We start from the raw sequence: 23,383 nt of genomic DNA, 5'->3' as shown, positions 1-23,383 counted from the left end.
CAGAGTCGCAGAGCCACCGTGTCTACGATCGGGTGGGTGACGCCCCGTACGGCAGGCATCGTGCTCGCGGGCGGCCGCTCGTCCCGGATGGGGACTGCGAAGGCGGCGCTCGAGTGGCACGGGTCCACCCTGCTACGTCGTACCACCGGGATCCTCGCCCGTACCGTCGACGGGCCGGTCGTCGTGGTGCGCGCGCCGGGCCAGCAGCTGCCGCCGCTGCCCGACACGGTCGAGCTGGTGGACGACCCGGTGGAGGGGCTCGGGCCCGTCCAGGGGATCGCCGCCGGGCTCGCCGCGGTCGCCGACCGGGCGGAGGCCGCGTTCGTCTGCTCGACCGACCTGCCGTTCCTGCACCCCGCCTACGTCCGGCGGGTGGTCGCCCTGCTCGACGGCGACGCCGTCCTCCCCCACGCCCGCGGCCACCGCCAGCCGCTCGCCGCCGCGTACCGCACCGCGCTCGCACCCGTGCTCGCCGAGATGGCGAGGAACGGCGAGCTGAAGCTCGGGCAGCTGTTCGAGCGGTGCCGGACGCGCCACGTGGACGACGCCGAGCTGCTCGCCGACCCCCGGCTGCAGGCCGTCGACCCGGAGCTGGACTCCGTGGTGAACGTCAACGAGCCCGGCGACTACCGGGCGGCCCGGGACCGCCCCGCCCCCGAGGTCGCCGTCCAGCGGTACGGGGCGCTCGCCCGCCGCGGCGGCCCGGCGCCCGGCACGGTGCAGGCGGCCACGTTGGGGGCCGCGGCCGCCGCGGTCGGGCTCGAACTCGGCCCGCACGTCGTGGCGGCGCTCAACGGCGACCAGATCACCCGGGACCGGCAGACCCCGCTGGTCGCGGGCGACACCGTGGCGTTCCTGTCCGCCGACGCGGGCGGCTGACCGGCGCCCGACGAGGCGCTCCCGACGCGCCTACAGTCGAGGCATGACGGCAGGCGGCTACTCGGGGCGCGCGCTGGTCGTCGACGTCTCCGCGACGTCGGCCACCGCCGGCGCGCTGGAGCTGCCCGACCGCGTGCTGCGCGCCTACCTCGGCGGCGTCGGGTTGGGCACGTGGCTGCTGCACCGCCTCGCCCCCGCCCGGGTCGACCCGCTCGCCCCCTCCGCGCCGCTCGCGTTCGTCTTCTCCCCGCTCGTCGGCACCCCGCTCACCACGAGCGCCAAGTTCGCGGTGGTGGCGAAGTCGCCGCTGACCGGGCTGCTCACCGACGCGCTCGCCTCGTCCCAGTTCGCGATCGCGGGCAAGCTCACCGGCAACGACGCGATCGTCGTGCGCGGGCGGGCCGCGGAGTTGTCGGTGCTGCTGGTCGACGGCCACGGCGCGCGGCTGGAGCCCGCGCCCGACCTCGCCGGGCTCCCCGCGGCCGAGGCGGAGGAGGCCGTCAAGGAGCGCTTCGGCCGCGGCTGGCGCACAGCGGCGATCGGGCCCGCGGGCGAGCGCGGTGTCCGCTACGCCACCATCAGCCACGACGGCAGGCACGCGGGCCGCGGTGGGCTCGGCGCCGTGCTCGGGGCGAAGAACATCAAGGCGGTGCTCGTCCGTGCGGCGACCAAGGTCGGGGTCGCCGACCCGGAGGCCGTGCTCGCCGCCGCCAAGGACCTGCGGCGCCGCAGCTTCGGGCCGGCCACCGCCAAGTACCGGGAGCTCGGCACGCTGGCCAACCTGCTCGCGTTCAACGCCGTCTCCACGCTGCCCACGCGCAACTTCACCGCGGCCACCTTCGCCGAGGCGCCCAAGCTCGCCGCGGAGGAGCTGCACGAGCTGCGCGGCGTCGCGCGCAACAGCTGCGCGTCCTGCTCGATCGGCTGCGAGCACATCTACTCCCGCAAGGGCGGCGGATCGCAGCGGATGGAGTACGAGAACGTGTTCGCGCTCGGCCCGCTGTGCGGCGTCTCCGACCCGGACGACGTGTTCGCCGCGAGCGCCCGCTGCGACGAGCTCGGCCTCGACACGATCTCGGCGGGCGGCACGATCGCCTGGGCGATGGAGTGCGTCGAGCGCGGGCTGATCGACGCGCCGTGGCTCACGTTCGGCGACGGCGCCGCGGTGCTGCGCGCGCTCGAGATGATCGGCGCCCGGGAACCGGGGCTCGGCGAGCTGCTCGCGCTCGGCTCGCGGGCCGCGGCCGAGGTGGTGGGGCACGGCTCGATCGAGTTCGCGCCGCAGGTCAAGGGCCTCGAGCTGCCCGGCTACGAGCCGCGGTCGCTGCAGTCGATGGCGCTCGGCCTCGCGGTCAACGCCCGCGGCGCCGACCACAACCGCTCCGGCGCCTACGAGGCGGACCTCTCCGGCGATCTCGACCGGCTCTCCGGCGGCCCCGCCCACGTGGCCGCCGCCATCGCCACCGAGGACCGGGCGGCCGTCATGGACTCGATGATCCTCTGCAAGTTCCTGCGCGGGGTGTTCACCGAGCCGTTCGAGGAGTGGGCGGCGCTGCTGCGCCCGGTCACCGGCTGGCACGTCACCGCCGACGAGCTGCGCGCGACCGCCCGGCGGATCGTGCTGGCCAAGCGCGAGTTCAACGCCCGCGAGGGCGCCACCGCGGCCGACGACGTGCTGCCCCGCCGGATGCTCGACACGCCCCTGCAGCTGGGGTCCGGGCGCACGGCCGAGCTCACCGCCGAACGGCTGCGCAGCATGGTCGACCACTACTACGAGCGGCGCGGGTTGGACGCCGACGGCCGCCCCGCCGCGGCCGACCGCGCCGACCTGCTGCTGTAGGAGAAGCACCCCGCGCGTTCGCACCTGCACACGATTCCCCGCGTTCGCCCGCGCGTGCCGGGTCGCGGCTGTCACGGTTCCGCACCGGACCGAGAAGCGACTCCCGTTGTGAGGCGAGCGGAATTGGATGCAGGCAGCTTCGTCATCGCACTGCTGACGGCGGCCGGTGCCGCCACGGGCCCGGCCGCGCCGTTCCCGGACGCCGCGGAACCCGCGGCCCGCTTCGCCAGTCCCGCGGGCGAACGAACAGGGGCCGGCCTCGGGGCGACGCGCGACCGGCTCGCCGACGTCGTCGACGTCGGCGACGGCACCGGGAGCGCCCGCCGGGAAGCGGACGCCGGTTCGGCGCTCGTCGCGGTGCTCGCCCAGGAGCTCGCCGACATCGTCGCCGACCGCGACGACCCCGCCTCCCGGCGGCTCACCGCCGCGCTCGCGGACGCGGGCTTCGCCCCGAGCAGCGCCCGGCAGCAGACCACCGCCGCGGACACCGACCCCGCCACCGATTTCGACGCCGACTTCGACGCCGACTTCGACGCGGGCCCCGACGCGGGCCTCGACGATGCGCGCGACCGCCTCGACGGCCGGCTCGACGGCAGGCTCGACGACCGGGTCGGCGCCGGGCGCACCGGGGAGCGCGGCACCGGCTCCACGTCCGCTGCCCGCTCCCGCGACCTGGAGGACGTCCTGTCCGCCCTTGCCGACGAGCGGGATCGGGGCGGCTCCGCCCGGGCGGGCACCGGGCGCGGCGGCTCGAGCATCGCCGACGCGCTCGAGCGCGGCGAGGGGACCGCGCGATGAGCGCGCCCACGCGGCCGGCCCGCGGGCGGGGCGGGCGATGAGCGCCGACGGGGGTGCGCCGCGGACGTGGCGCCGCCCGCCGCCGGCGCGGCGGGCCCGCTCCCGCGGCGCGGAGCCGCCGCCCCGCCTGCAGCCGGCGCCGGTCGACCTCGCCGCGCTGGGCCACCCGCGCGCCGGATCCGCCGCACCGGCCGCCCTACCCGCCCGCCGCGCCGACGCGGGCGCGCTGGCCGGCGCGTTCGGCGTCGACTTCCTGTCCTGGGACGAGAGCGACCCCGGCCGCCGGGGCCGCGCCCTCGCGCCGTACGTCGAGCCGCCGGTGCGGGAGGAGCGGCTCGCCGCCACCGGCTGGTCGGGCCTCGGGCGCCAGCGCGGAGAGCTGGCGCTGCCCGGGGCGGTCATCGCGCTGGCCGACGACCGGTTGCTGGTGCACGTCCGGGTCCGGGTCACCCCGTTCCGCCGGGTGTCGGAGACCCCCACCTGCATCCGGCACAGCACCGACGTGCTCCCGTACCCGGCCGCGGCGCCCGCCCCGTCCGACCCGGAGTGGGTGGGCCTGGACTCCTACTGGTACGAGCTGCTCGTCCCGGTGCGGGAGGTGACCGACCGGTGGCGGGTGGACATCGGGGCGGTCGTCGTGGTGCCGCCGGTGCCGACCGAGGTGCACGACGGGGCGGTGCCGCCGTGACCGCTCACCACCGCCGCCACCGCCCCGACGGCCGGGCGGAGTGGGCGGACGTCTCGTCGCGGCCCCGCCGCGGCGGGCGGGTCGCCGGCCCGCCCGTCGCCGTCGACGACGACCCGCCCACGGAGCCGATCCCCGTGATCCCGCCCGCCCCCGCGGTCCCGGACTGGAGCCGGCTGCCCCCACCGCAGCCCTACCCGTCGTCCCCGACCGGGTTCCTCCCCACCGCCGATGTCGACGTCGCGAGCGACGGCGTGCTCACCGACGAGGCGCTCGTCCACCACCGGCGCCCCACCCCGACCGAGGGTTGGCGGCTCGCCCTCTACGCCGCCTCCGGTGGGCGCATCAACCCGGGGCAGAGCGCGCACGAGGCGGCCCGGGTGGAGCTCGTCCACCGCATCCGACGACCCCTGCCCGCCCCGCACCGGGTCGCGGTCGTGTCGGTCAAGGGCGGCGTCGGCAAGACCACCGTGGCCGCCTGCCTCGGCCTCGTGCTCGCCGAGCTGCGCGGCGACCGGGTCGTGGTCCTCGACGCCAACCCCGACGCGGGCACGCTGTCCGAACGGCTCACCGGGCCCGGCGGGCCCACGGTCCGCGACCTCTACGAGGACATGCCCAACCTCACCTCGGTCGCCGAGCTCACCCGCTACACCCGCAGCGCCGGGCGGCTGCACGTGCTGGGCAGCGAGCAGGAGCCCGCGATGGGCGAGGCGTTCAGCGCCGAGGAGTACCTCGAGGTCACGTCCCTGCTCGAGCGCTTCTACAACGTGATCATCACCGACTCCGGTACCGGGATGGTGCACTCGGCCATGGCGGCGACGCTCGCCACCGCCGACAGCCTGGTGGTCGTCGGCTCGCCCACGGTCGACGGCGCCAACCGGGCCAGCCGCACCCTGTCGTTCCTCGCCGACGAGGGCTACCGGGTGGCGGCCGAGCAGTCGATCGTCGTGCTCTGCGGCGACCGGCACAGCCCGGACGTCGACCGCGGCCTCATCCGATCCCACTTCGCGACCCGCTGCCGCGCCGTCGTCGACATCCCGCCCGACCCCCACCTCGCGACCGGCGGCCGGATCGACCCGGCGCTGTGGCGCAGCGCGACGCGCGACGCCTGGTACCTGCTCGCGGCGCACGTCGCCGACGGGTTCGGCGCCCCGTCCCCGGCCGCGCCCGCGCCCCCGTTCGCGACACCGGCGCCCGACCCCGGCTGACCGCGAGACCCCGACCCGACGACGCAGGAACCAACCGACGCACGAGGACGGCGATGCCGATGGATCCGATGAAGAGCCGGAGGTGGATCGCCGCGGCCGCGCTCGCCGCCGCCGTGGTGTTCCTCGTCATGGTCACCGGCGAGAACGGGGTGCCGGCCGCCGCGCCCGCGCCCGTCTCGTCGTCCGGGGCGGTGCCGGCCTCCGACGGCGGCCCGCCCGACCGCGACGAGGAGTCCGGGCGCGCGACCGGGGGCGGCCGCGGGGAGGCCGACCGGGACGAGGTCGTCGCCGCCGTGCAGGACCTGCTCGACGCGCTGGGGATCTCCCCCGACGAGCTGGACGGGGCCGGGAACGCCGGCTGCCGCGGCGGGAGCGCCGACGACGGCTGCGACCGGTCCGCGCCCGCAGGCGCGGCCGGCGCCGCCGACGCCACGATCACGATCAAGGGGTTCGCGTTCGGCCAGCCGGTGACGGTCGCGCCGGGTGCCACGGTCCAGGTCGTGAACGCCGACGCCGCGCCGCACAACGTCACGGCCGCCGACGGCAGCTTCCGGACGTCGAACCTGAACCAGGACCAGGCGACCACCTTCACCGCGCCGAGCACGCCGGGCCGCTACGAGTTCACCTGCACCCTGCACCCCGAGATGACCGGCACCTTGATCGTCGAGGAGCGCGGGAGGGGCCGGTCGGGTGCGTCCGACCCGAGCGGGTCCCGGCGCGGCGACCACGACGCCTCCGGTCGCGACCGGACGACCACGCCGAGCCGGGAGAGCACGAGCGGTGGGTCCGATGGCTACTGATCCCCGGGGTGGCGCGCGGTGACCAGCTCGCTGGAGATCCCGGCCGGGCCGGGCTCGGTCGCGGCCGCCCGCGGCGCGGCTCGGCTGGTGCGGCGCTGGCTCGTCGGGTTCGCCGCCGTCCTGCTCGCCCCGCCCGCGATCCGCCTGGTCGCGGGTGGGCCCGCCCCGGTGTGGGCGGTGCTGACCGACCTCACCGGCCTCGTCGCGCTCTCGGCGATGGTGTGCGCGTTCGTCCTGGTGTGCAGGCCGCGGGCGTTGTCGCGGGCCGCCGGCATCACGGCGCTGCTGTCGGCCCACCGCAGCACGGGCGTGCTCGCCGCGGCGAGCGTGCTGCTGCACGTCGCCGTCGTGATCGCCGCCGACCTGGACAACCTCCTGCTGCTCACCTGGGTGTACGCGCCGCCGCGGGCCAGGGCCGCCACCGTGGGGACGCTCGCGCTCGGCGCCGTGATCGCGCTCGGCGTGCTCCGCGGCAAGGTGCGCCGCGACTACGAGACGTGGCGCTGGGCCCACCTCGTGCTGGGGCTGGCCGCGTTCGCGCTGTCGGCGCTGCACGTCGTGCTGGTCGGGGAGTTCCTCGCGCACCCGGTGCTGCGGTGGCTGCCCGTGGCGCTCGTCGCGGTGCTCGCCGCGGGGTTCGTCCAGCGCGCGCTGGTGGCGCGGCGGTCGACCGAGCACGTCGTGCGGGAGGTCCGGCACGACTCCGAGTCCGTCTGCACCCTCGTGCTGGACCCGCGCGGCACCCCGATGCGGTTCGCCCCCGGCCAGTTCGCCTGGCTGCGGCTGCGCCGGATCGGCGGCGAGGAGCACCCGTTCACCATCGCCTCGTCGGCCACGGGCGGCGGGTGCGCGTTCACGGTGCGCTCCACCGGCGACTTCGGCACCGTGCTGCGCAACCTGCCGCCCGGCACGCCGGTGTGGGTCGACGGGCCGTACGGGTCGTGCAGCGTCGACCTGCTCCCCCAGCCCGCCGCGGGCGTCGCCATGATCGCCGCAGGCGTCGGGATCACCCCGATGCTGTCCACGGTGCGCACGCTCGCCGACCGGCACGACCCGCGCCCCCTGCTGCTCGTCCGGGCCGCCGGTGATCCGGGCGAGCTGATCTTCCGCGACGAGCTCGCCCACCTGGCCCGGCAGCTGGACCTCACGGTCGTCGAGGTCCTGCGCCACCCGCCTCCCGGCTGGACGGGTGCGTCGGGTCACGTCGGCACGCCGCTGCTGCGGCGGCTGCTCCCGCCGGCGGAGGGACGCGCCCTGCTCGACTACTTCGTGTGCGGGCCGCCCCGGTTCGTCACCACCGTCACCCGCAGCCTGCAGGAGCTCGGGGTGCCCGAGCACCGCATCCACACCGAGCAGTTCTAGACGCGAAGGGCTTCGAGGGCCGTGCGATCACCCGTCTCGACAGCAGCACGCTGGGCCGGCGCACTCGTGCTGGCCGTCATCGTCACGGCCGCGGTGTTCGGCTCGAGCGGCACCGAGGATGCCGCGGCGGGCCGGCAGGCGGCCGGCGACGGCACCAGGCAGACCGAGTTCGGCCCGCTCACCGCGGCCGACGTCGACCTGCTGGTGAAGGTGCGCCAGGCCGGGCTGTGGGAGACCCCCACCGGGCAGCAGATGCAGCAGCGGGCCGCGAACGCGGTGGTGCAGGACGTGGGCGGGCGGCTCGCGGCCGAGCACACCGAGCTCGACGCGATCGTGCGTCGCACCGCCGACCAGCTCGGGGTCACCCTGCCCAGCCAGCCGTCGGCCCAGCAGCAGGCGTGGATGGAGGAGATCTCGTCACGCACGGGCGCCGACTACGACCGCACCGCGGTGAACCTGCTGCGCCAGGCCCACGGCAAGGTGCTGCCGTTCATCGCCGAGGTGCGCTCGGGCACCCGCAACGAGCTGGTCCGCGGGTTCGCCACCACGGCCGCCCAGTTCGTCACCCGCCACCACGAGTACCTGGAGAGCACCGGCCTCGTCGACTTCTCGGCGCTGCCCGAACCGCCCGCTCCCGCGGCGGCCCCGGTCCCGGCCCAGGCTGCGGCCGGGACCGGCGGGGCGGCCCCCGTGCTCACCGCGACCAGCGGTGCCGCGAGCGGCGGCGGGGTCGCCGGCGCCCTGGCCGCGGTCCGCGACGCCTCGGTGTCGACGTGGCTCGCCGCCGTGCTCGCGTTCGTCGCGGTGCTCGGCGCCGGCGCGCTGATCGACATGCTCCTGCGCGACCGGCCCCGCCCGGCCGGGCCCTCCCCCGCCGCCCACCCGCCGCCGCAGCCGTTCCCCGCGCCGCGGCCGCCCGCCCCGCCGCGGGCGGACCGGCGCCGGTCCGCGGGTCGGCGCGGGCCGGCGGGGCCCGCCCTGTTCGGCCTGCTCGTGGTCGGCGTGCTCGCGCTGCCCCCGCAGCTGGAGGCGGCGGTGTTGCCTCCCGCGCCGTCGATGTCGGCCGCCGTCGGCGCCGGGTTCGCCGCGCTCGACCCCGCCCCGGAGCACGTCCTCGCGCTCGTCGCCGAGAAGAACGACGCCGACGAGGAGGACGAGCCGTCCGACGACGGGAAGGAAAGCGCTGGGAGGAAGGCCGGCGAGGACGACCGGGGCGACGCCGGGGAGGCGCTGAGCCGGGCGCTCGCCGAGCGCGAGGCCGACCGGGCCCGCGGGCGCGCCGGGGCCGACGACGACACCCGGGACCGGAGCGCCGACGACGCCGAGGAGTTCCCCGGCCGGGAGGACGCGGGCCCGCCCGACCTCTCCGACTTCGCCGACATCGGCGAGGTCAGGACGCTCGTCTCCGAGCCCGCACCGGACGCGAACGCCTCCACCGGCAGCTTCATCGCCGAGTGCGGCACCCCCGACCCCGCGATGCGCAACTCCGACAACTGGATCGCCTCCCCCGGCAAGGTCAACGGCGCCCAGCACATGCACGACTACCTGGGCAGCACCGCGACCGACGCGTCCACCGAAGCGGGCGACCTGCTGGTGTCGGAGACGACCTGCGAGCTCGACAACCGCTCCACGTTCTTCTGGCCGGTGCTGCGCGACACCTCGCGGGTGGGCCCGGACGACAACCGCGACGGCGGCGGCCTCGACGGCAACGTCGGGGAGATCCTGCAGCCGGCGCAGGTCGTCCTGCAGTTCCTCGGCAACCCCACCGGGCCGGTGTCGCCCATGCCCCAGCTGCTGCGCGTGATCACCGGGGACGCGAAGGCGGTGACGAACGGCCCGGACAACGTGCACGCCCAGTGGACGTGCCGCGGCTTCGAGGACCGGGTCACCACCCGGTACCCGTTGTGCCCCGAGGGCAGCAGGCTGCTGCGGGTGCTCGACTTCCCGTCCTGCTGGGACGGCGAGAACCTCGACTCGGAGGACCACCGCTCGCACATGGCGTTCGCCGACGAGGAGACCGGGGCGTGCCCGCCGGACACGGTCGCCGTGCCGCAGCTGCGGATGATCCTCGCCTACGACCAGCCGGGCGGGCGCAACTTCGCCCTCGACTCCTTCCCGGACCAACAGCACCACCCCGCGACCGACCACGGCGACTTCGTCAACGGCATGCCGGATGAGCTCATGGACGCCGTCGTGGAGTGCCTGAACAAGGGTCTGCAGTGCTGACGGCCCCGACCCGTGCCCCCGCCGGCCCGCGGGTCGCCGCCGGCCCCGTGGGCCGTTGGGTGGCGGCGGCGCTGGGGGCCACCGGCGCCGGGCTGTGGCTCGCCGCGGAGGCCGACGGCGTGCCGCCCGCGGCCGGGGCCGTCGCGGTCACGGTGTCCCGCGCGGTGATGGACGTGGCGGGCGTCGCGGTCGTCGGCATCGCGCTGCTCGAGGTGCTCGTCCCGGCCGGGGACCGCAGGGCGGCGCCGGTACTCCCGCTCGCGCGGCGGGCGGCGCTCGCCGCCGCGGGGGCGTGGGTGGTGGCCGTGCTGGTCGCGGCCGTCGTCGGCGCGTCCGCCGCGTTCGCCCGCCCGGTCACCGCGCTCGGGGCGGACGAGCTGGTCGCGTGGGCCACCCGGCTCGGCGCGGGCCAGGGCATGGCGCTCGTCGCGGGCACGACGGCGCTCGTGCTGGTGGGCGCGGCCGTCCGGGTGCGCAGGCCCGCGCTCGTCGGGCCGCGGGTGGTGCTCGCGGCCGCGCTGTTCGCCGTGATCACCCCGGCGGTCACCGGCCACTCCGCCGCCGCGCACGCCTACCAGGTGGTGGCCGTGCTCGGTGTCGGGCTGCACGTGGCCGCGGCCGCGGCGTGGGTCGGCGGCCTCGGCGCGATCCTCCTGCTCATCGCCCCGCGGCGCGGCCTGCTGGTCGCCGTGCTGCCGCGGTTCTCGCGGCTCGCCGCGGCCTGCATCGCCGCCGTGGCGGCGAGCGGCGTGCTCGCCGCCGTCGTCCGGCTGCCGCCCGTGCTCGCGCACGTGCGCTGGGAGGCGGCGGTACACCTCTACCTCGCCACCGGCACCGGCCGGCTGGTGGCGGTGAAGGCGGCGGCCCTCGGCGCGATCGGGTTCCTGGGCTGGCTCACCCGCCGCCGGATGGCGGCGAGCCGCGTGCCGCTGCTGCTGTGGGCGGGCGCCGAGGTCACGCTGATGACCGTGGCGCTCGGCCTCGCCGCCGCCCTCGCGCAGACGGGCGGCGGGCACTGAAGCGGCCGGCGTCAGAAGACGATCAGCGGGTCGCCGAAGAAGTCGGCGACGAAGTTGACGAAGAAGAAGCCGAAGAACAGGAAGTTCAGCACCAGCAACACGTAGTGCCACGGGCGCGGCCGGGCGGGCCTGGGCAGCTTGCTGTTGAGGTACATGAGCAGGAACGGGTAGATCAGCGCGCCCAGGTTCGACATGTTCGCCGAGAACTGCACGAGCGCGACCGGCAGCGCGAGGTGGATGACGATCGAGATCACCACCAACATCGCGATCATGAACGGGTAGTAGAAGCGCCGCGGGTCGCTCTCGATCAGGCCGCGCAGCCGAGGGCTCACCGCGGGCGCGGCGTCGGTGACGACCCGCACGAGCGCCTCGAAGATGCCCAGCTGCGTGGAGAACAGCACGAGCACGCCGATCAGCAGCATCAGGTAGAACATCCCCTGGCCGTACTCGGGTGCCAGCGCGCTCGCGACGAACGTCGGTACGGTGGCGGTGGTGGGCTGCTCGCCCGACAGCGCGACCGCCTGCGACATGAGCACCGTCGGCAGCAGCATGCCGAGGATCGCGCCGACGAAGAACACGCCCCACATGTCGACCATGAGCAGGCGGTACCAGCGCCGCCACAGGGCTGCGTTGCGCTCGTCGTCCGGGAACGTGACGCCGGTGGACAGCAGCTCGCGCTGCCCGCCGCGCAGGCCGGCGATGAACCCGGTGCGCCACCCCATCCCGTAGCCCTTGTCGCGGTAGTGGCTCATCAGGTACCAGTTCAGCCCGGAGGCGAGCGCGGTGAAGCCGGCGAGGCCACCGAGCTGGGTGGCGCTGATGCCCGGCGGCGGTGCGGCGGGGGTGACGAACCCCCGGATGCCCTCCCACCACACGCTCCACGGCACGACGGCCAGGTCCACGACGATCAGGGTCAGCAGGATCGTGACCACCATGACCCAGTTGGCCAGCTCGAGCGCCCTGCTGACCCGGTGGGCGGCCGCGGCGATCAGGAAGACGACGACGAGCAGCCCGATCGCGTACCAGCGCGTCTGCTGCATCTCGTCCGACTCGGCGACCCGGCCGTTGACGAGGGCGAACAGGCCCTGACCCGCCGAGGCGGCCCAGCCGCCCGCGATGAACGCGAAGATCACGATGAACGCCGAGAGCGGCACCCACAGCGCCTTGCCGGGCGGGACGCGCCCCCAGCCGATCGTGTTCGTCTCGCCGGTCGCGACGATGTAGCGGGCGCACTCGACGTTGTAGAACGTCTGCAGCAGCGCCGAGACGAGGATCACCCAGCCGACGCCGATGAAGCCGTACTCCCCGACGGCCTGCGGGCCGAGCAGCCACTCGCCGCTGCCGATCGAGACGCCGAGCGCGATCAGGCTGGGCCCGATCGCGTACACCACGAGCTCGCGCGCCCCGATCCGGCGGACCCCGAAGACCTCCTCCGGGGTCGGGAGGTCGGCTACCGCCAGGTCCGGGCGGCTGACCCCGAGCGGACGGGTCGTTCCCTGCATCCCGGTCATCGCGACCTCCGACCAGGTCGATGCCTCGACGGTGCACAGAGCGTGATCCTGGTCACACCACCGGGTCAAGGGCCGTCACCCGCGTGCCGCACCATCGCCGACGGCGTGCGCCTCACCCAGCCCGCGACACGGGCCTCACCACGCCCGCTACCAGCGCGGACGACCGGCTCTCGTCCCGACGCTTGACCTGAACCTCACTTGAACTCCTAGCGTCGGCGACGACCGACGGATCGGGCCGAGCACGCCCGAACAGAACTGTCAGACCCCCTCGCCACACTCCCACCGTCCCCCCACCGATGACTTCCGGCGGGCGGAGCGGTCGCATCCGGCGGGTGGCGACGGAGACGAGGAGCGGCACGTGAGCATGGAGATGGTGGCGTGGCACTCGGTGTACCGGGCTGCCCACGCCGAGGAGGAGAGGCGGCCGTTCTCCCGGGCCACGCTGCGCCGCATCGGCGCGTTCGCCCGGCCCCACCGCGGGCGGATCGCGGCGTTCCTGCTGGTGAGCGTCGTCGTGGCGGCGCTCGCCGTGGCCACCCCCGTCCTCGCGGGGCGGGTGTTCGACGTCATCGGCAGCGGCGGCACGGTCGGCACCGTCGTCGGGCTCGCCCTGCTGATCGCCGCCATCGCGGTCGCGGAGGCGGGCGGCGGCATCCTGCAGCGCTGGCTGTCGGCCACCCTGGGCGAAGGGCTCATCCTCGACCTGCGGGCCGCGGTGTTCGACCACGTCCAGCGCCAACCCGTCGCGTTCTTCACCCGCACCCGCACCGGCGCGCTGGTGAGCCGGCTCAACAACGACGTCATCGGCGCGCAGCGCGCGTTCAGCGACACGCTCTCGGGCGTCGTCGGCAACCTCGTGCAGCTCGCGCTCACGCTCGGGGTGATGCTCAGCCTGTCGTGGCAGGTCACGGTGCTCGCCCTCGTGCTGCTGCCGCTGTTCGTCCTGCCCGCCCGCCGGATGGGCCGCAGGCTGGCCTCGCTGGAGCGGGAGGCGGCCGACCACAACGCCGCCATGGGCACCCAGATGACCGAGCGGTTCTCCGCCCCCGGCGCCACGCTCATCAAGCTGTTCGGCCGGCCCGCCGACGAGACGCGCGAGTTCGTGGCGCGCGCCGCCCGCGTGCGCGACATCGGCGTGCGCACCGCGATGGTGCAGTGGGTGTTCGTCTCGGCGCTCACGCTCGTCTCGGCGCTCGCGCTGGCGCTCGTCTACGGGGTCGGCGGCTGGCTGGCGCTGACCGGCGGCGTGAGCCCCGGCGACGTCGTGGCGCTCGCGCTGCTGCTCACCCGCCTGTACGCCCCGCTCACGGCGCTCGCGAGCGCCCGCGTCGAGGTGATGAGCGCGCTGGTGAGCTTCGAGCGGGTGTTCGAGGTCCTGGACCTGCCGCCGCTGGTCGCGGAGCCGGAGCACCCCGAGCCGCTGCCCGACGGGCCGCTGTCGGTCGAGTTCGGCCACGTCGACTTCGCCTACCCGTCGGCCGACAAGGTGTCGCTGGCGTCGCTGGAGGAGGTCGCGCGGCTCGACACCCGCGGCGGCGAGCAGGTGCTGCACGACGTGTCGTTCCGCGCCGAGCCGGGCCAGATGATCGCGCTGGTCGGCTCGTCGGGCGCGGGCAAGTCCACCATCGCCCAGCTGCTCCCCCGCCTCTACGACGTCGACGCCGGGGCGGTGGAGATCGGCGGGGTGGACGTGCGCAACCTGTCGTTCGACTCGATCCGCGGCGCGGTCGGCCTCGTCACCCAGGACGGGCACCTGTTCCACGAGTCGATCCGGGCCAACCTGCTGCTGGCCGCGCCCGAGGCCACCGACGCCGAGATCTGGGACGCCCTGGAGCGGGCCCGGCTCGCCGACCTGGTGGCGTCGCTGCCCGACGGCCTCGACACGGTCGTCGGCGAGCGCGGCTACCGGCTCTCCGGCGGCGAGCGGCAGCGGCTCACGATCGCCCGCCTGCTGCTGGCGAAGCCGCGGATCGTGGTGCTCGACGAGGCCACCGCCCACCTCGACTCCACCTCCGAGGCCGCGGTGCAGGAGGCGCTGGGCGAGGCCCTCGAGGGCCGCACGGCCATCGTGATCGCCCACCGACTGTCCACCATCCGCGCCGCCGACCAGATCCTCGTGCTCGAGGCGGGCCGCATCGTGGAGCGCGGCACCCACACCGAGCTCCTCGCCCGCGGAGGGCGCTACGCCGAGCTGCACCGCACGCAGTTCGACCAGCCCGACTCGCGACCCGCCGTCGCGCTCGCCGGCAGCTGAACCGGCAGCCGCCCGGCCGAGCTGAGGGGTCTCGGCCGGGCGGAGACGCGAGTCGCGGGTCAGCCTCGGCGAGTCGCGGTCCTGGTGCGGGCGAGTCGCGCCCTCGGTGCGCGCGAGTTGGGCCCTCAGCGCGGCCGAGTCGGGCTCTCGGTGGCGGCGAGTCGCGGGCCGAGGCGCACGAGTCGAGCTCGGGATACGGCGAGTCGCGCCCTCTGTGCCGGCGAGTCGCGCCCTCGGCCCGGGCAGGTCCCGGCCTGGGTGCGCCCGCGTCGGGCTCGGCGAACGCCGCGACCTGCTCGGCGCACACGTCGTCGTCCCGGTTGCCGCGAACGGTGGGCGGCGCGCTGCAGGGGTGATCCCCCTCCGGCAGACTCGACACGTGGACTTCCGCTCCCCCTACCGGCACGGCTTCCTCCGGGTCGCCTCCTGCACGATCCACACCTCGATCGCCCAGCCCGCGGCGAACGCCGAGGCGGTGCTGCAGTCCGCACGCGGGTGCCACGACGACGGGGTGGGCCTCGCGGTCTTCCCCGAGCTCACGCTGTCGGGCTACTCGATCGAGGACATCCTCATGCAGGACACGCTGCTCGACGCCGTCGAGCGGGCGCTGCTGCAGGTGGTGGCGGGGTCGGCGGATCTGCTTCCCGTCCTCGTCGTCGGGGCGCCCCTGCGCTACCGGCACCGGATCTACAACACCGCGGTCGTCATCCACCGCGGCCGGGTGCTCGGCGTGGCGCCGAAGTCGTACCTGCCGACGTACCGGGAGTTCTACGAGCGGCGGCAGCTGGCGCCGGGCGACGACGTGCGCGGCACGCTGCGCGTCGGCGACGAGGAGGTGCCGTTCGGACCGGACCTGCTGTTCGCCGCCGACGACGTGCCGGGCTTCGTGCTGCACGTCGAGGTGTGCGAGGACATGTGGGTGCCGATCCCGCCCAGCGCGGAGGCGGCGCTCGCGGGCGCGACGGTGCTCGCCAACCTCTCGGGCAGCCCGATCACGGTGGGCCGGGCCGAGGACCGCAAGCTGCTCGCGCGGTCGGCGTCGTCGCGGTGCCTCGCCGCCTACGTCTACTCGGCGGCGGGCGAGGGCGAGTCCACCACGGACCTGTCGTGGGACGGCCAGACGATGATCTGGGAGAACGGGGTGCTGCTCGCCGAGACCGAGCGGTTCCCGAACGGCCCGCGCCGGTCGGTGGCCGACGTCGACCTGGACCTGTTGCGGGCCGAGCGGGCCCGGATGGGCACGTTCGACGACAACCGGCGCCACCACGCCGACCGCACCGATGCGTTCCGGCGGGTGCGGTTCCGGCTGGACCCGCCGGATGGCGACATCGGGTTCCTGCGGGAGGTCGAGCGGTTCCCGTTCGTGCCGAACGACGAGTCCCGGCTCGAGCAGGACTGCTACGAGGCCTACAGCATCCAGGTGTCGGGCCTCGAGCAGCGGATGCGGGCGATCGGGCAGCCGAAGCTCGTCATCGGCGTGTCCGGCGGGCTGGACTCGACGCACGCGCTGATCGTCGCGGCGAAGGCGATGGACCGGCTGGGCCGGCCGCGCAGCGACATCCTCGGGTTCACGCTGCCCGGGTTCGCCACCGGGACCCGCACCAAGGGCAACGCCACCCGGCTCGCCGAGGCGCTCGGGATCACGTTCGAGGAGCTCGACATCACCGAGACCGCCCGGCTGATGCTCACCAACCTGCAGCACCCCTTCTCGCAGGGCGAGCCGGTGTACGACGTGACCTTCGAGAACGTCCAGGCCGGGCTGCGCACCGACTACCTGTTCCGGGCGGCCAACCAGCGCGGCGGGATCGTGCTCGGCACCGGCGACCTGTCGGAGCTGGCGCTCGGCTGGTCCACCTACGGCGTGGGCGACCAGATGTCGCACTACAACGTCAACGGCGGGGTGCCGAAGACGCTGATCCAGCACCTCATCCGATGGGTGGTGTCGTCGAAGCAGTTCGACGACGACGTCAACGCGGTGCTCACCGACGTCCTCGACACCGAGATCACGCCGGAGCTGGTGCCCACGGGCGAGGACGAGGAGGTGCAGAGCAGCGAGGCGAAGGTCGGGCCGTACGCGCTGCAGGACTTCTCGCTGTTCCACGTCCTGCGCTACGGCTTCCGCCCCTCCAAGATCGCCTTCCTCGCCTGGCACGCGTGGCACGACCCGCAGAAGGGCGACTGGCCCGTCGGGTTCCCCGACGACGAGCGCCCCTCGTACACGCTCGCCGAGATCAAGCACTGGCTCGAGGTGTTCGCGCAGCGGTTCTACGGGTTCAGCCAGTTCAAGCGGTCGGCGCTGCCGAACGGACCGAAGGTCGCGGCGGGCGGGTCGCTGTCGCCACGGGGCGACTGGCGGGCGCCGTCGGACATGTCGGCCCGCATCTGGCTTGACGAGATCCACAACGAGGTCCCGGCAGACTGGGGCGCGTGATCCGGAGAGCCTGGGCCCTGGCCCTGCTGGTGCCGCTGCTGGTCACCACGCCGCTGGCGTGGTTCGCCCTGTCCACCGACGGCAGGCGCACGACCGCCGACCGGGCCGACGCCCGGCCCGTCGCGCTGGTGCTGGGGGCGGGGCTGCGCCGCGACGGCCACCCGAGCATGCTGCTGGCGCGCCGCCTCGACATCGCCGCCGACCTCTACCACCGCGGCACGGTCGACGCCGTGCTGGTCAGCGGCGCCGACCAGGAACCCGTGGCGATGCGCCGGTACCTGCTCGCCGCGGGCGTGCCCGACGCCAAGATCGTCGGCGACGACGCGGGCTTCCGGACGTGGGACTCGTGCGTGCGGGCGCGCGAGGTGTACGGGGTGCGCTCGGCGATCGTCGTCACGCAGCGGTTCCACCTGCCGCGGGCGGTCGTGCTGTGCACCGCCGCGGGCATCGACGCCACCGGGGTGGGCGACGCGAGCATGCAGGCGCGCGGCCTCGCCACCGTCTACGGGTGGTTGCGCGAGATCCCGGCCGCGGTCAAGGCCCTCGGCGACACGCTCCTGCGGCCGGAACCGCAGCAGATGAGCCCGCCGACCGGCACGCTCGCCGACGCCCTGCGCGCGCCCCGCGCCTGAGTGTTCATCCATCGGTGAGCCGGGTTCCTGGAGGTTCCTCCATCGCAAATCGGGGGTCGCGCGGCCTTGACTGGGGCGCATGACCACGACGACCACCCATCCCGCGCTCGCCCCCGCCCGGCTCGGCGTGCACGACCTGCGCAACCGGCTGGCGGTGGCGCCCATGACCCGCACCTCCGCGACCCCGGAGGGCGTCCCGACGCCCGAGATGGCCGACTACTACGGCGAGTTCGCCGAGGGCGGGTTCGGCCTGATCGTCACCGAGGGCACCTACCCGGACACCGAGTACAGCCAGGGCTACCTCAACCAGCCGGGCCTGGCGACCGACGCGCACGTCGCGGGCTGGCGGGCCGTCACCGAGCGGGTGCACGCCGCGGGCGCCGTGCTGATCGCGCAGCTCATGCACGCGGGCGCGCTGTCGCAGGGCAACGCGCACCGCACCGGCACGGTCGGTCCCTCGGCGGTGCAGCCGCGCGGGGAGATGATGCCGGAGTACGGCGGCAGCGGGCCGTGGCCCGTCCCGGCCGAGCTCACCGCCGCGGACCTGGAGCGGATCGTGGAGGGCTTCGCCGCCGCCGCGGTGCGGGCCCGGGACGCGGGCTTCGACGGTGTGGAGATCCACGCCGCCAACGGCTACCTGCTCGACCAGTTCCTCACCGAGTACACGAACCGGCGCACCGACGCCTACGGCGGCTCGCCCGCGAACCGGGTGCGGCTCGCCGCCGAGGTGACCGGCGCCGTCCGGGCCGCGGTGGGCTCGGAGTTCGTGGTCGGGGTGCGGCTGTCGCAGACCAAGGTCAACGACTTCGAGTACCGCTGGCCGGGCGGCCGCCGGGAGGCCGAGACGATCTACACCGCGCTCGCCGACGCCCGCGCCGACTACCTGCACATCGCCAGCGAAGGGCGGGCGTTCCTCGAGACCGCGCTGCTCGACGGCGGGTGCACGACCACGGGCCTCGCCCGCAGCACGACCGGGCTGCCGGTGATCGCCAACGGCGGCATGCACGACCCGGACCAGGCCGAGCAGGTGCTGGCCGACGGCCACGCCGACCTGCTCGCCGTGGGCCGCGGCGCCCTCGCCAACCCCGACCTGCCGCGCCGGCTGGCCGACGGGACCCCGCTCGAGCCGTTCGACCGCGCGCTGCTGTCCCCGCGCGTGACGCTGGAGAACGCCCGCCGCCGGCGGGCCGCTCGCTGAAGCCGGCGCCCCGGACCCGGACCGGCCGCTACGCGGCCTGCGCGAGCAGCCGGTCCGGGTCGGGCGCGTAGACCGTCATCCACGTCGGCTGCAGCCGGTAGTAGACGACCTCGTTCCAGTCGAACGACGAGTCGCCGTAGCTGCCGTACAGGTGCTCGCGGATCGGCGGCCAGTCGGGGTGGGTGGTGCCGTCCGCGGCGACGAGTTCCTCGACCGTGCCGTGGACGAACACCCCCAGGTCCTCCCCGCGCAGGTGCGCGACGCTCGCCGCCGGCCGCGCCCGCAGGTGCCGGGCCTTGGCGGCGCCGCGCGCCGTGCCGAACACCCAGCGGCCGTGCAGGAAGTGGCCGTCGACGGCGCTCACCCGCGGCTCCCCCGCCGCCGTCACGGTGGACAGCGCGAGCACGCACATCCCGCTGAGCACCCGCACCAGCTGGTCGGCGCCGAGGCTGCGCTCGCCGGTGACGATCGAGCGCAGGTGCGCCGTCGACCGCGAGAGCGAGGCGTCCATCAGGTTCTGCAGGTCACGCAGTTCGGATTCGGTCTCGTACACGCCCCGAGCGTCGCAGCGAAACGTGACAGAACCAGGCCAGGAATCGCCCTGGAGCTTCACCCGGTGTGCGGGCGGTTCGGTGGAGATTCCGCCATCGCCGCGCCGGCCGGTCCGGAGGTTGGGTGGAGGCATGCAGAGCGACACGATCACGCGGCGCATCGAGGTCCCCGGCGGCACCGGGCGCGCGGTGCGCGTCCGCGCCGGCGAGCTGGTCCGGGTCGTCGACGTGACGGGCGGGCAGGTCGGCGACGTCTTCGCGTTCGTCGACGGGGACCAGCACGGCAACGAGCACCACAGCGCCGCGCACACCCGCGCGGCGACGAACCGGCTGTTCCCCGCGGTCGGCGAGCCGTTCCTGACCGACCGCAGGCGCCCGATCCTCACCCTCGTCGCCGACACCTCGCCCGGGGTGCACGACATGCTGATCGCGGCGTGCGACCCGCAGCGCTACGCCCAGCTCGGTGCCCCCGACCACCGGTCGTGCGCGACCAACATGCGGGAGGCCCTCGCGGCGGTCGGCCACGGCTACACCGGCCCGACGCCGCAGCCGATCAACGTGTTCATGCGGATCCCGGTCGCCGCGGACGGCACGCTGTCGTGGCTGCCCGCGCCGACCGGGGCGGGGGACGCGGTCACGTTCCGCGCCGAGCTGGACGCGGTGGTCGTGGTGTCGTCGTGCCCGCAGGACCTGGTCGGCATCAACCGCGGGGCGCCCGCCCCGCTCGCCGTCGAGGTGCTGCAGGGTGGGCGTTCATGAGCGGAAGCTGGCACGGCGACGCGGCGGCGATCGCGACCCTGACCTTCGACGTCGACGCGGAGACGCCGGTCCTCGCGGCGGGCCGGGGCTACGCCGATCACCTGTCGACGATGTCGCACCAGGCCTACGGCCCCGACGTCGGCGTGCCCCGGATCCTCGACCTGCTCGACGAGCTCGGCGTCCCCGCCACGTTCTTCGTCCCCGGGTGGGTGGCGCAGCAGCGGCCCGGCCTCGCCGCGTCGATCGTGGAGCGTGGCCACGAGGTCGCCCACCACTCCTACTCCCACCGCCCGCCCACGCAGATGACGCCCGAGCAGGAGCGCGCCGACTTCGAGCGGGCGCTCGAGGTGTTCGCCGAGCAGGGCATCCCGATCAGCGGGCACCGGGCGGCGCTGTGGGAGGCGACCTGGCACACGCCCGGGCTGGTGGCCGAGCACGGCCTGCTGTACGACTCGTCGCTCATGGCCGATGACCGGCCCTACCGGCTCGCCGCGGACGGGCGCGAGATCGCCGAGCTGCCGGTGCACTGGTCGCTCGACGACTGGGAGCAGTACGCGTTCCTGCCCGCCCCGCAGGTCGGCTCGGTGATCACCGCGCCGTCCACGGTGCTGGGCATGTGGTGCGACGAGCTGGACGCGATGCGGCGCTACCGGTGCCTGTTCAACCTGTGCTGCCACCCGTTCCTGTCCGGGCGGCCGAGCCGGATCGTCGCGCTGCGCACGCTGATCGAGTTCGCCCTCGACCGCGGCGACGTGCGCTTCGCCCGCTGCCGCGACGTGGCCGAAGCGGCGCTGGCCGACCCGGCCCTCCCGCGCCGCACGCCGGCGCCCATCCCGGAGGAGGCGCTGCAGCCCTACGACTGAGGCGCTGCGTTGCCGAGGCGGGCGCGGGGGCTCGCCGGTCATCCCGTCGGACCGGAGCGGCCGTCGCGGCTCCGGCCGCGCCGGCGGGTCACCGCGGCCTCGACGCCTCGAGCGCGAGGAAGAGGTCGACGCGGTCCGCCGTGCGCGTCACGTCCCGGCCGGTGAGCTCCGCGATGCGGGCGAGTCGGTTGCGCAACGTGTTGACGTGCACGTACAGGGCCTCGGCGGTGGCCGCCCAATGGCCGTCGTGGTCGAGGAACGCCCGCAGCGTCGCCTCCAGCTCCCCGCCGCGGCGGCGGTCGTGCTCGCGCAGCGGCGCGAGCACGGCGTCGGCGAACCGCTGCAGCTGGTCGGGTTCGAGCAGGCCGAGCAGGAGCCGGTAGCCGCCGAGCTCGGCGAACGTGGTCACCGCGGCGCCGCCCCGCCGCGAGCGCAGCACGCGCGCCGCCTCCCGGGCCTGCGCCAGCGGCTCGCGCAGCTCGGCCGCGTTCGCCGCCGGGCCGCCGAGCCCGGCGACCGGGTCGCGGTCGGGGAAGCGGGTGGCCAGCGCGGCGACGAGGCGGGCGGCGAGCGCGGACAGCTCGGCAGCCTGCTGCCGCCAGGGCAGCACGGCGACGACGTCCTGGGTGCCGCCCGCGACGAGGGCGGGCAGGCTCTCGGCCAGGAAGAAGTCCGTGATCGACTCGACCATGCCCGGGAGGGTCGGGTCGCCGGACCGGAACGCGACGGCGCACACGGCGAGCGGCGCGTCCGGGTCGACGCCGAAGGCCCGTAGCCGGCCGGGGACCTCGGCCGCCCGCTGCGCGCCGGAGAGCACCATGTCGAGCAGCTCGCTGGCGAAGCGCTGCTCGATGGCCTGCACGGTCTGCCGGCGCGCGACCTCGAGGGACAGGAACCGCGCCGCCTGCTCCAGCGCGTCGCGTTCGGCCCGGTCCAGCTCGGTGACCGGGCGCAGGCACAGCAGGGCGGCATCGACGTCGCCGACCGCGCCGACCGGGTAGATGGTGGCTCGGCCCGCGGAGCCGAGGTCGACCTCGAGCGGGCGCGGGCGGCGGGCGAGCGCCCGCGCCGCGGTGCCGGCCTGCTCGGCGTCGAGGTGGGCACCTGCCGCGCCGAGCAGGCGCCCCATCCGGTCGACGACCGCGAGCGGCAGGTCGTGGTCGCGGCGCAGCACCTCGAGGACCCCGGATGCGCCCGCCCCGTGGGAGATCGCCGCGGCCAGCGCGTTGCCCCGGCGTACCAGCCCGACCAGTGCCTCCTGGCGCTCGGCCGCGTAGCTGGCCGCGGCCGCCCGCGTGATCGCCGTGAACGGCACGTCGACGGAGATCTCCAGCAGCGGCATGCCCGCGGCCGCGCAGGCCTCGATCAGCTCCGCGGGGGTGCTCGTCCGCTCCGCGCGCAGCCCGAACACGATCCCCGCCCCGCCGGCGTGCTGCACACCCGCCACGAACCCGGCCGGCTCCGCCGCCCCCAGCCACAGCCCGTTGGTGAGCACGAGCTCGCGCTCGCGGACGTAGCGGGACGGGTCGGCCAGCTCGGTGTTGTGCACCCACACGATCTCGGCGTCCAGCGCGCCCTCCGGCCCCGGGACGAGCAGGCGCAGCTCGAGCGCCGGGTCGGCGAGGAGGGACCGGATCGTCAGCACGGTGGAAACCTATCCAGCCACAGGCCGAACCTAGATGTTCCTCCAGCCCACCCGCGGCCCGCTTCCTGCTTGCCAGAACCCGCGGCGCACACGGAGGCGTCATCCCACCGCTGAGCGGAGTTCAGGAAAGCCACATTCATGAACGTGGGCTTCATGAATGAGGTGTTCTCAGTAGCGGCCCTGGTGTTCCTGTTGGGTCAGGACCAGGGCCGCTTGGGTGATGGCGCCGATGCGGCTGGGGCTGAGGGTGACGCGTTGCAGGGCCCGCCACCGGGTCTTCAACATGGCCATGGCCCGTTCACCGAGGCCGCGTAGGCAGGTGTGGAGCAGGTTGTAGGCCTGCTGGCTGGGGTTGAGCGGGTGGCCGCGTAGCGGGTGGTTGCCCGGCAGGCCCTTGATCGGGGTCAGGATGCCGATGCCGGCTGCCTGGTAGGCCTTGTCGGCCAGGGTCACCAGCCCGCGGGCTGTGGCCGCGCTGAGTGGGCTGATGAGGTGGTGTTCGCGGGCGGCGGCCAGATGATCACCTTCCCGGCGACCCGGGTGGTGCGGATCGCGGTGCCGTCCACGATCACGTGGGTGTCCCCGGCCGCGAGCCGCTGATCGAGTACCTCGTGCAGGTCAGGGGCTTGGGCGGCGAGCACGGTGATGCCCTCGTGCAGATACCGGTAGGCGGTGGCGATGCTGATGCGGGCGTCGGCGGCCAGCCGGGCGACCGGGGTGGC

General features: G+C 75.2%; 18 protein-coding genes and 1 pseudogene. 15 read left to right on the top strand and 4 right to left on the bottom strand.

Annotated features, from left to right (window positions below; all coding sequences use genetic code 11):
* Window positions 1–36: 36 nt before the first annotated feature.
* From VKZ81_RS02395 to VKZ81_RS02355, 9 genes are all read left to right on the top strand, one after another.
* The gene (locus VKZ81_RS02395) at window positions 37–879 is read left to right on the top strand and encodes an NTP transferase domain-containing protein (RefSeq protein WP_324239709.1); all 843 of its coding nucleotides are present in this window, start codon (window positions 37–39) and stop codon (window positions 877–879) included.
* A 43-nt stretch (window positions 880–922) separates the two neighbouring features.
* Window positions 923–2,719 carry an aldehyde ferredoxin oxidoreductase family protein gene (locus tag VKZ81_RS02390; RefSeq protein ID WP_324239708.1) on the top strand — a complete coding sequence of 599 codons (1,797 nt, stop codon included), beginning with the start codon at window positions 923–925 and terminating at the stop codon, window positions 2,717–2,719.
* A 123-nt stretch (window positions 2,720–2,842) separates the two neighbouring features.
* Window positions 2,843–3,517, top strand: coding sequence for a hypothetical protein (locus tag VKZ81_RS02385; protein WP_324239707.1), 675 nt, complete (start codon window positions 2,843–2,845; stop codon window positions 3,515–3,517).
* Between the two features lie 37 nt (window positions 3,518–3,554).
* A complete protein-coding gene (locus VKZ81_RS02380) occupies window positions 3,555–4,205 on the top strand; it encodes a hypothetical protein (RefSeq protein ID WP_324239706.1) in 651 nt (216 codons plus the stop codon).
* Entirely contained in the window at window positions 4,202–5,410 is a 1,209-nt protein-coding gene (locus VKZ81_RS02375; protein ID WP_324239705.1) for a MinD/ParA family ATP-binding protein, read from the top strand. The genes VKZ81_RS02380 and VKZ81_RS02375 overlap by 4 nt, the downstream gene beginning before the upstream one ends.
* A gap of 53 nt (window positions 5,411–5,463) precedes the next feature.
* Window positions 5,464–6,210 (top strand): cupredoxin domain-containing protein, encoded by a 747-nt coding sequence (locus tag VKZ81_RS02370; RefSeq protein WP_324239704.1) that lies wholly within the window; start codon window positions 5,464–5,466, stop codon window positions 6,208–6,210.
* A gap of 18 nt (window positions 6,211–6,228) precedes the next feature.
* On the top strand, window positions 6,229–7,572 hold the full coding sequence (locus VKZ81_RS02365; protein WP_324239703.1) for a ferredoxin reductase family protein: 1,344 nt from the start codon (window positions 6,229–6,231) through the stop codon (window positions 7,570–7,572).
* 66 nt (window positions 7,573–7,638) lie between these two features.
* A complete protein-coding gene (locus tag VKZ81_RS02360; protein ID WP_324239702.1) occupies window positions 7,639–9,798 on the top strand; it encodes a DUF1996 domain-containing protein in 2,160 nt (719 codons plus the stop codon).
* Entirely contained in the window at window positions 9,792–10,817 is a 1,026-nt protein-coding gene (locus tag VKZ81_RS02355) for a CopD family protein (protein WP_324239701.1), read from the top strand. Before VKZ81_RS02360 ends, VKZ81_RS02355 begins: the two co-directional genes overlap by 7 nt.
* Window positions 10,818–10,828: 11 nt before the next feature.
* On the opposite strand, the gene VKZ81_RS02350 is transcribed toward VKZ81_RS02355, so the two are convergent.
* Window positions 10,829–12,328, bottom strand: a complete 1,500-nt coding sequence (locus tag VKZ81_RS02350; protein ID WP_324239700.1) for an Nramp family divalent metal transporter — start codon at window positions 12,326–12,328, stop codon at window positions 10,829–10,831.
* 364 nt (window positions 12,329–12,692) lie between these two features.
* Here VKZ81_RS02350 and VKZ81_RS02345 point away from each other — a divergent pair, with 364 nt between their 5' ends.
* The 4 genes from VKZ81_RS02345 to VKZ81_RS02330 all read left to right on the top strand — a co-directional run bounded on the left by VKZ81_RS02345 (window position 12,693) and on the right by VKZ81_RS02330 (window position 18,843).
* Window positions 12,693–14,582: an ABC transporter ATP-binding protein gene (locus VKZ81_RS02345; RefSeq protein WP_324239727.1), complete on the top strand. Its 1,890-nt coding sequence runs from the start codon at window positions 12,693–12,695 to the stop codon at window positions 14,580–14,582.
* Window positions 14,583–14,961: 379 nt separating this feature from the next.
* The gene (locus VKZ81_RS02340) at window positions 14,962–17,013 is read left to right on the top strand and encodes an NAD(+) synthase (RefSeq protein WP_324239699.1); all 2,052 of its coding nucleotides are present in this window, start codon (window positions 14,962–14,964) and stop codon (window positions 17,011–17,013) included.
* On the top strand, window positions 17,010–17,645 hold the full coding sequence (locus tag VKZ81_RS02335; RefSeq protein WP_324239698.1) for a SanA/YdcF family protein: 636 nt from the start codon (window positions 17,010–17,012) through the stop codon (window positions 17,643–17,645). Before VKZ81_RS02340 ends, VKZ81_RS02335 begins: the two co-directional genes overlap by 4 nt.
* A gap of 79 nt (window positions 17,646–17,724) precedes the next feature.
* Window positions 17,725–18,843, top strand: a complete 1,119-nt coding sequence (locus VKZ81_RS02330) for an NADH:flavin oxidoreductase (protein ID WP_324239697.1) — start codon at window positions 17,725–17,727, stop codon at window positions 18,841–18,843.
* Between the two features lie 28 nt (window positions 18,844–18,871).
* On the opposite strand, the gene VKZ81_RS02325 is transcribed toward VKZ81_RS02330, so the two are convergent.
* Window positions 18,872–19,396, bottom strand: a complete 525-nt coding sequence (locus VKZ81_RS02325) for a pyridoxamine 5'-phosphate oxidase family protein (protein WP_324239696.1) — start codon at window positions 19,394–19,396, stop codon at window positions 18,872–18,874.
* 130 nt (window positions 19,397–19,526) lie between these two features.
* Here VKZ81_RS02325 and VKZ81_RS02320 point away from each other — a divergent pair, with 130 nt between their 5' ends.
* A complete protein-coding gene (locus tag VKZ81_RS02320) occupies window positions 19,527–20,153 on the top strand; it encodes an urea carboxylase-associated family protein (RefSeq protein ID WP_324239695.1) in 627 nt (208 codons plus the stop codon).
* On the top strand, window positions 20,150–21,016 hold the full coding sequence (locus tag VKZ81_RS02315) for a polysaccharide deacetylase family protein (protein ID WP_324239694.1): 867 nt from the start codon (window positions 20,150–20,152) through the stop codon (window positions 21,014–21,016). Before VKZ81_RS02320 ends, VKZ81_RS02315 begins: the two co-directional genes overlap by 4 nt.
* An 88-nt stretch (window positions 21,017–21,104) precedes the next feature.
* On the opposite strand, the gene VKZ81_RS02310 is transcribed toward VKZ81_RS02315, so the two are convergent.
* Window positions 21,105–22,661, bottom strand: a complete 1,557-nt coding sequence (locus VKZ81_RS02310; protein ID WP_324239693.1) for a PucR family transcriptional regulator — start codon at window positions 22,659–22,661, stop codon at window positions 21,105–21,107.
* 168 nt (window positions 22,662–22,829) lie between these two features.
* Window positions 22,830–23,383, bottom strand: a pseudogene (locus VKZ81_RS02305) (transposase family protein); the annotation flags it as partial.

Origin of the sequence: Pseudonocardia sp. (genome assembly GCF_035305885.1) — a bacterium.
Lineage (GTDB): Bacteria > Actinomycetota > Actinomycetes > Mycobacteriales > Pseudonocardiaceae > Pseudonocardia.
The sequence above is the reverse complement of the archived record's forward strand: the minus strand, read 5'-3'. Positions and strand labels throughout refer to the sequence as shown.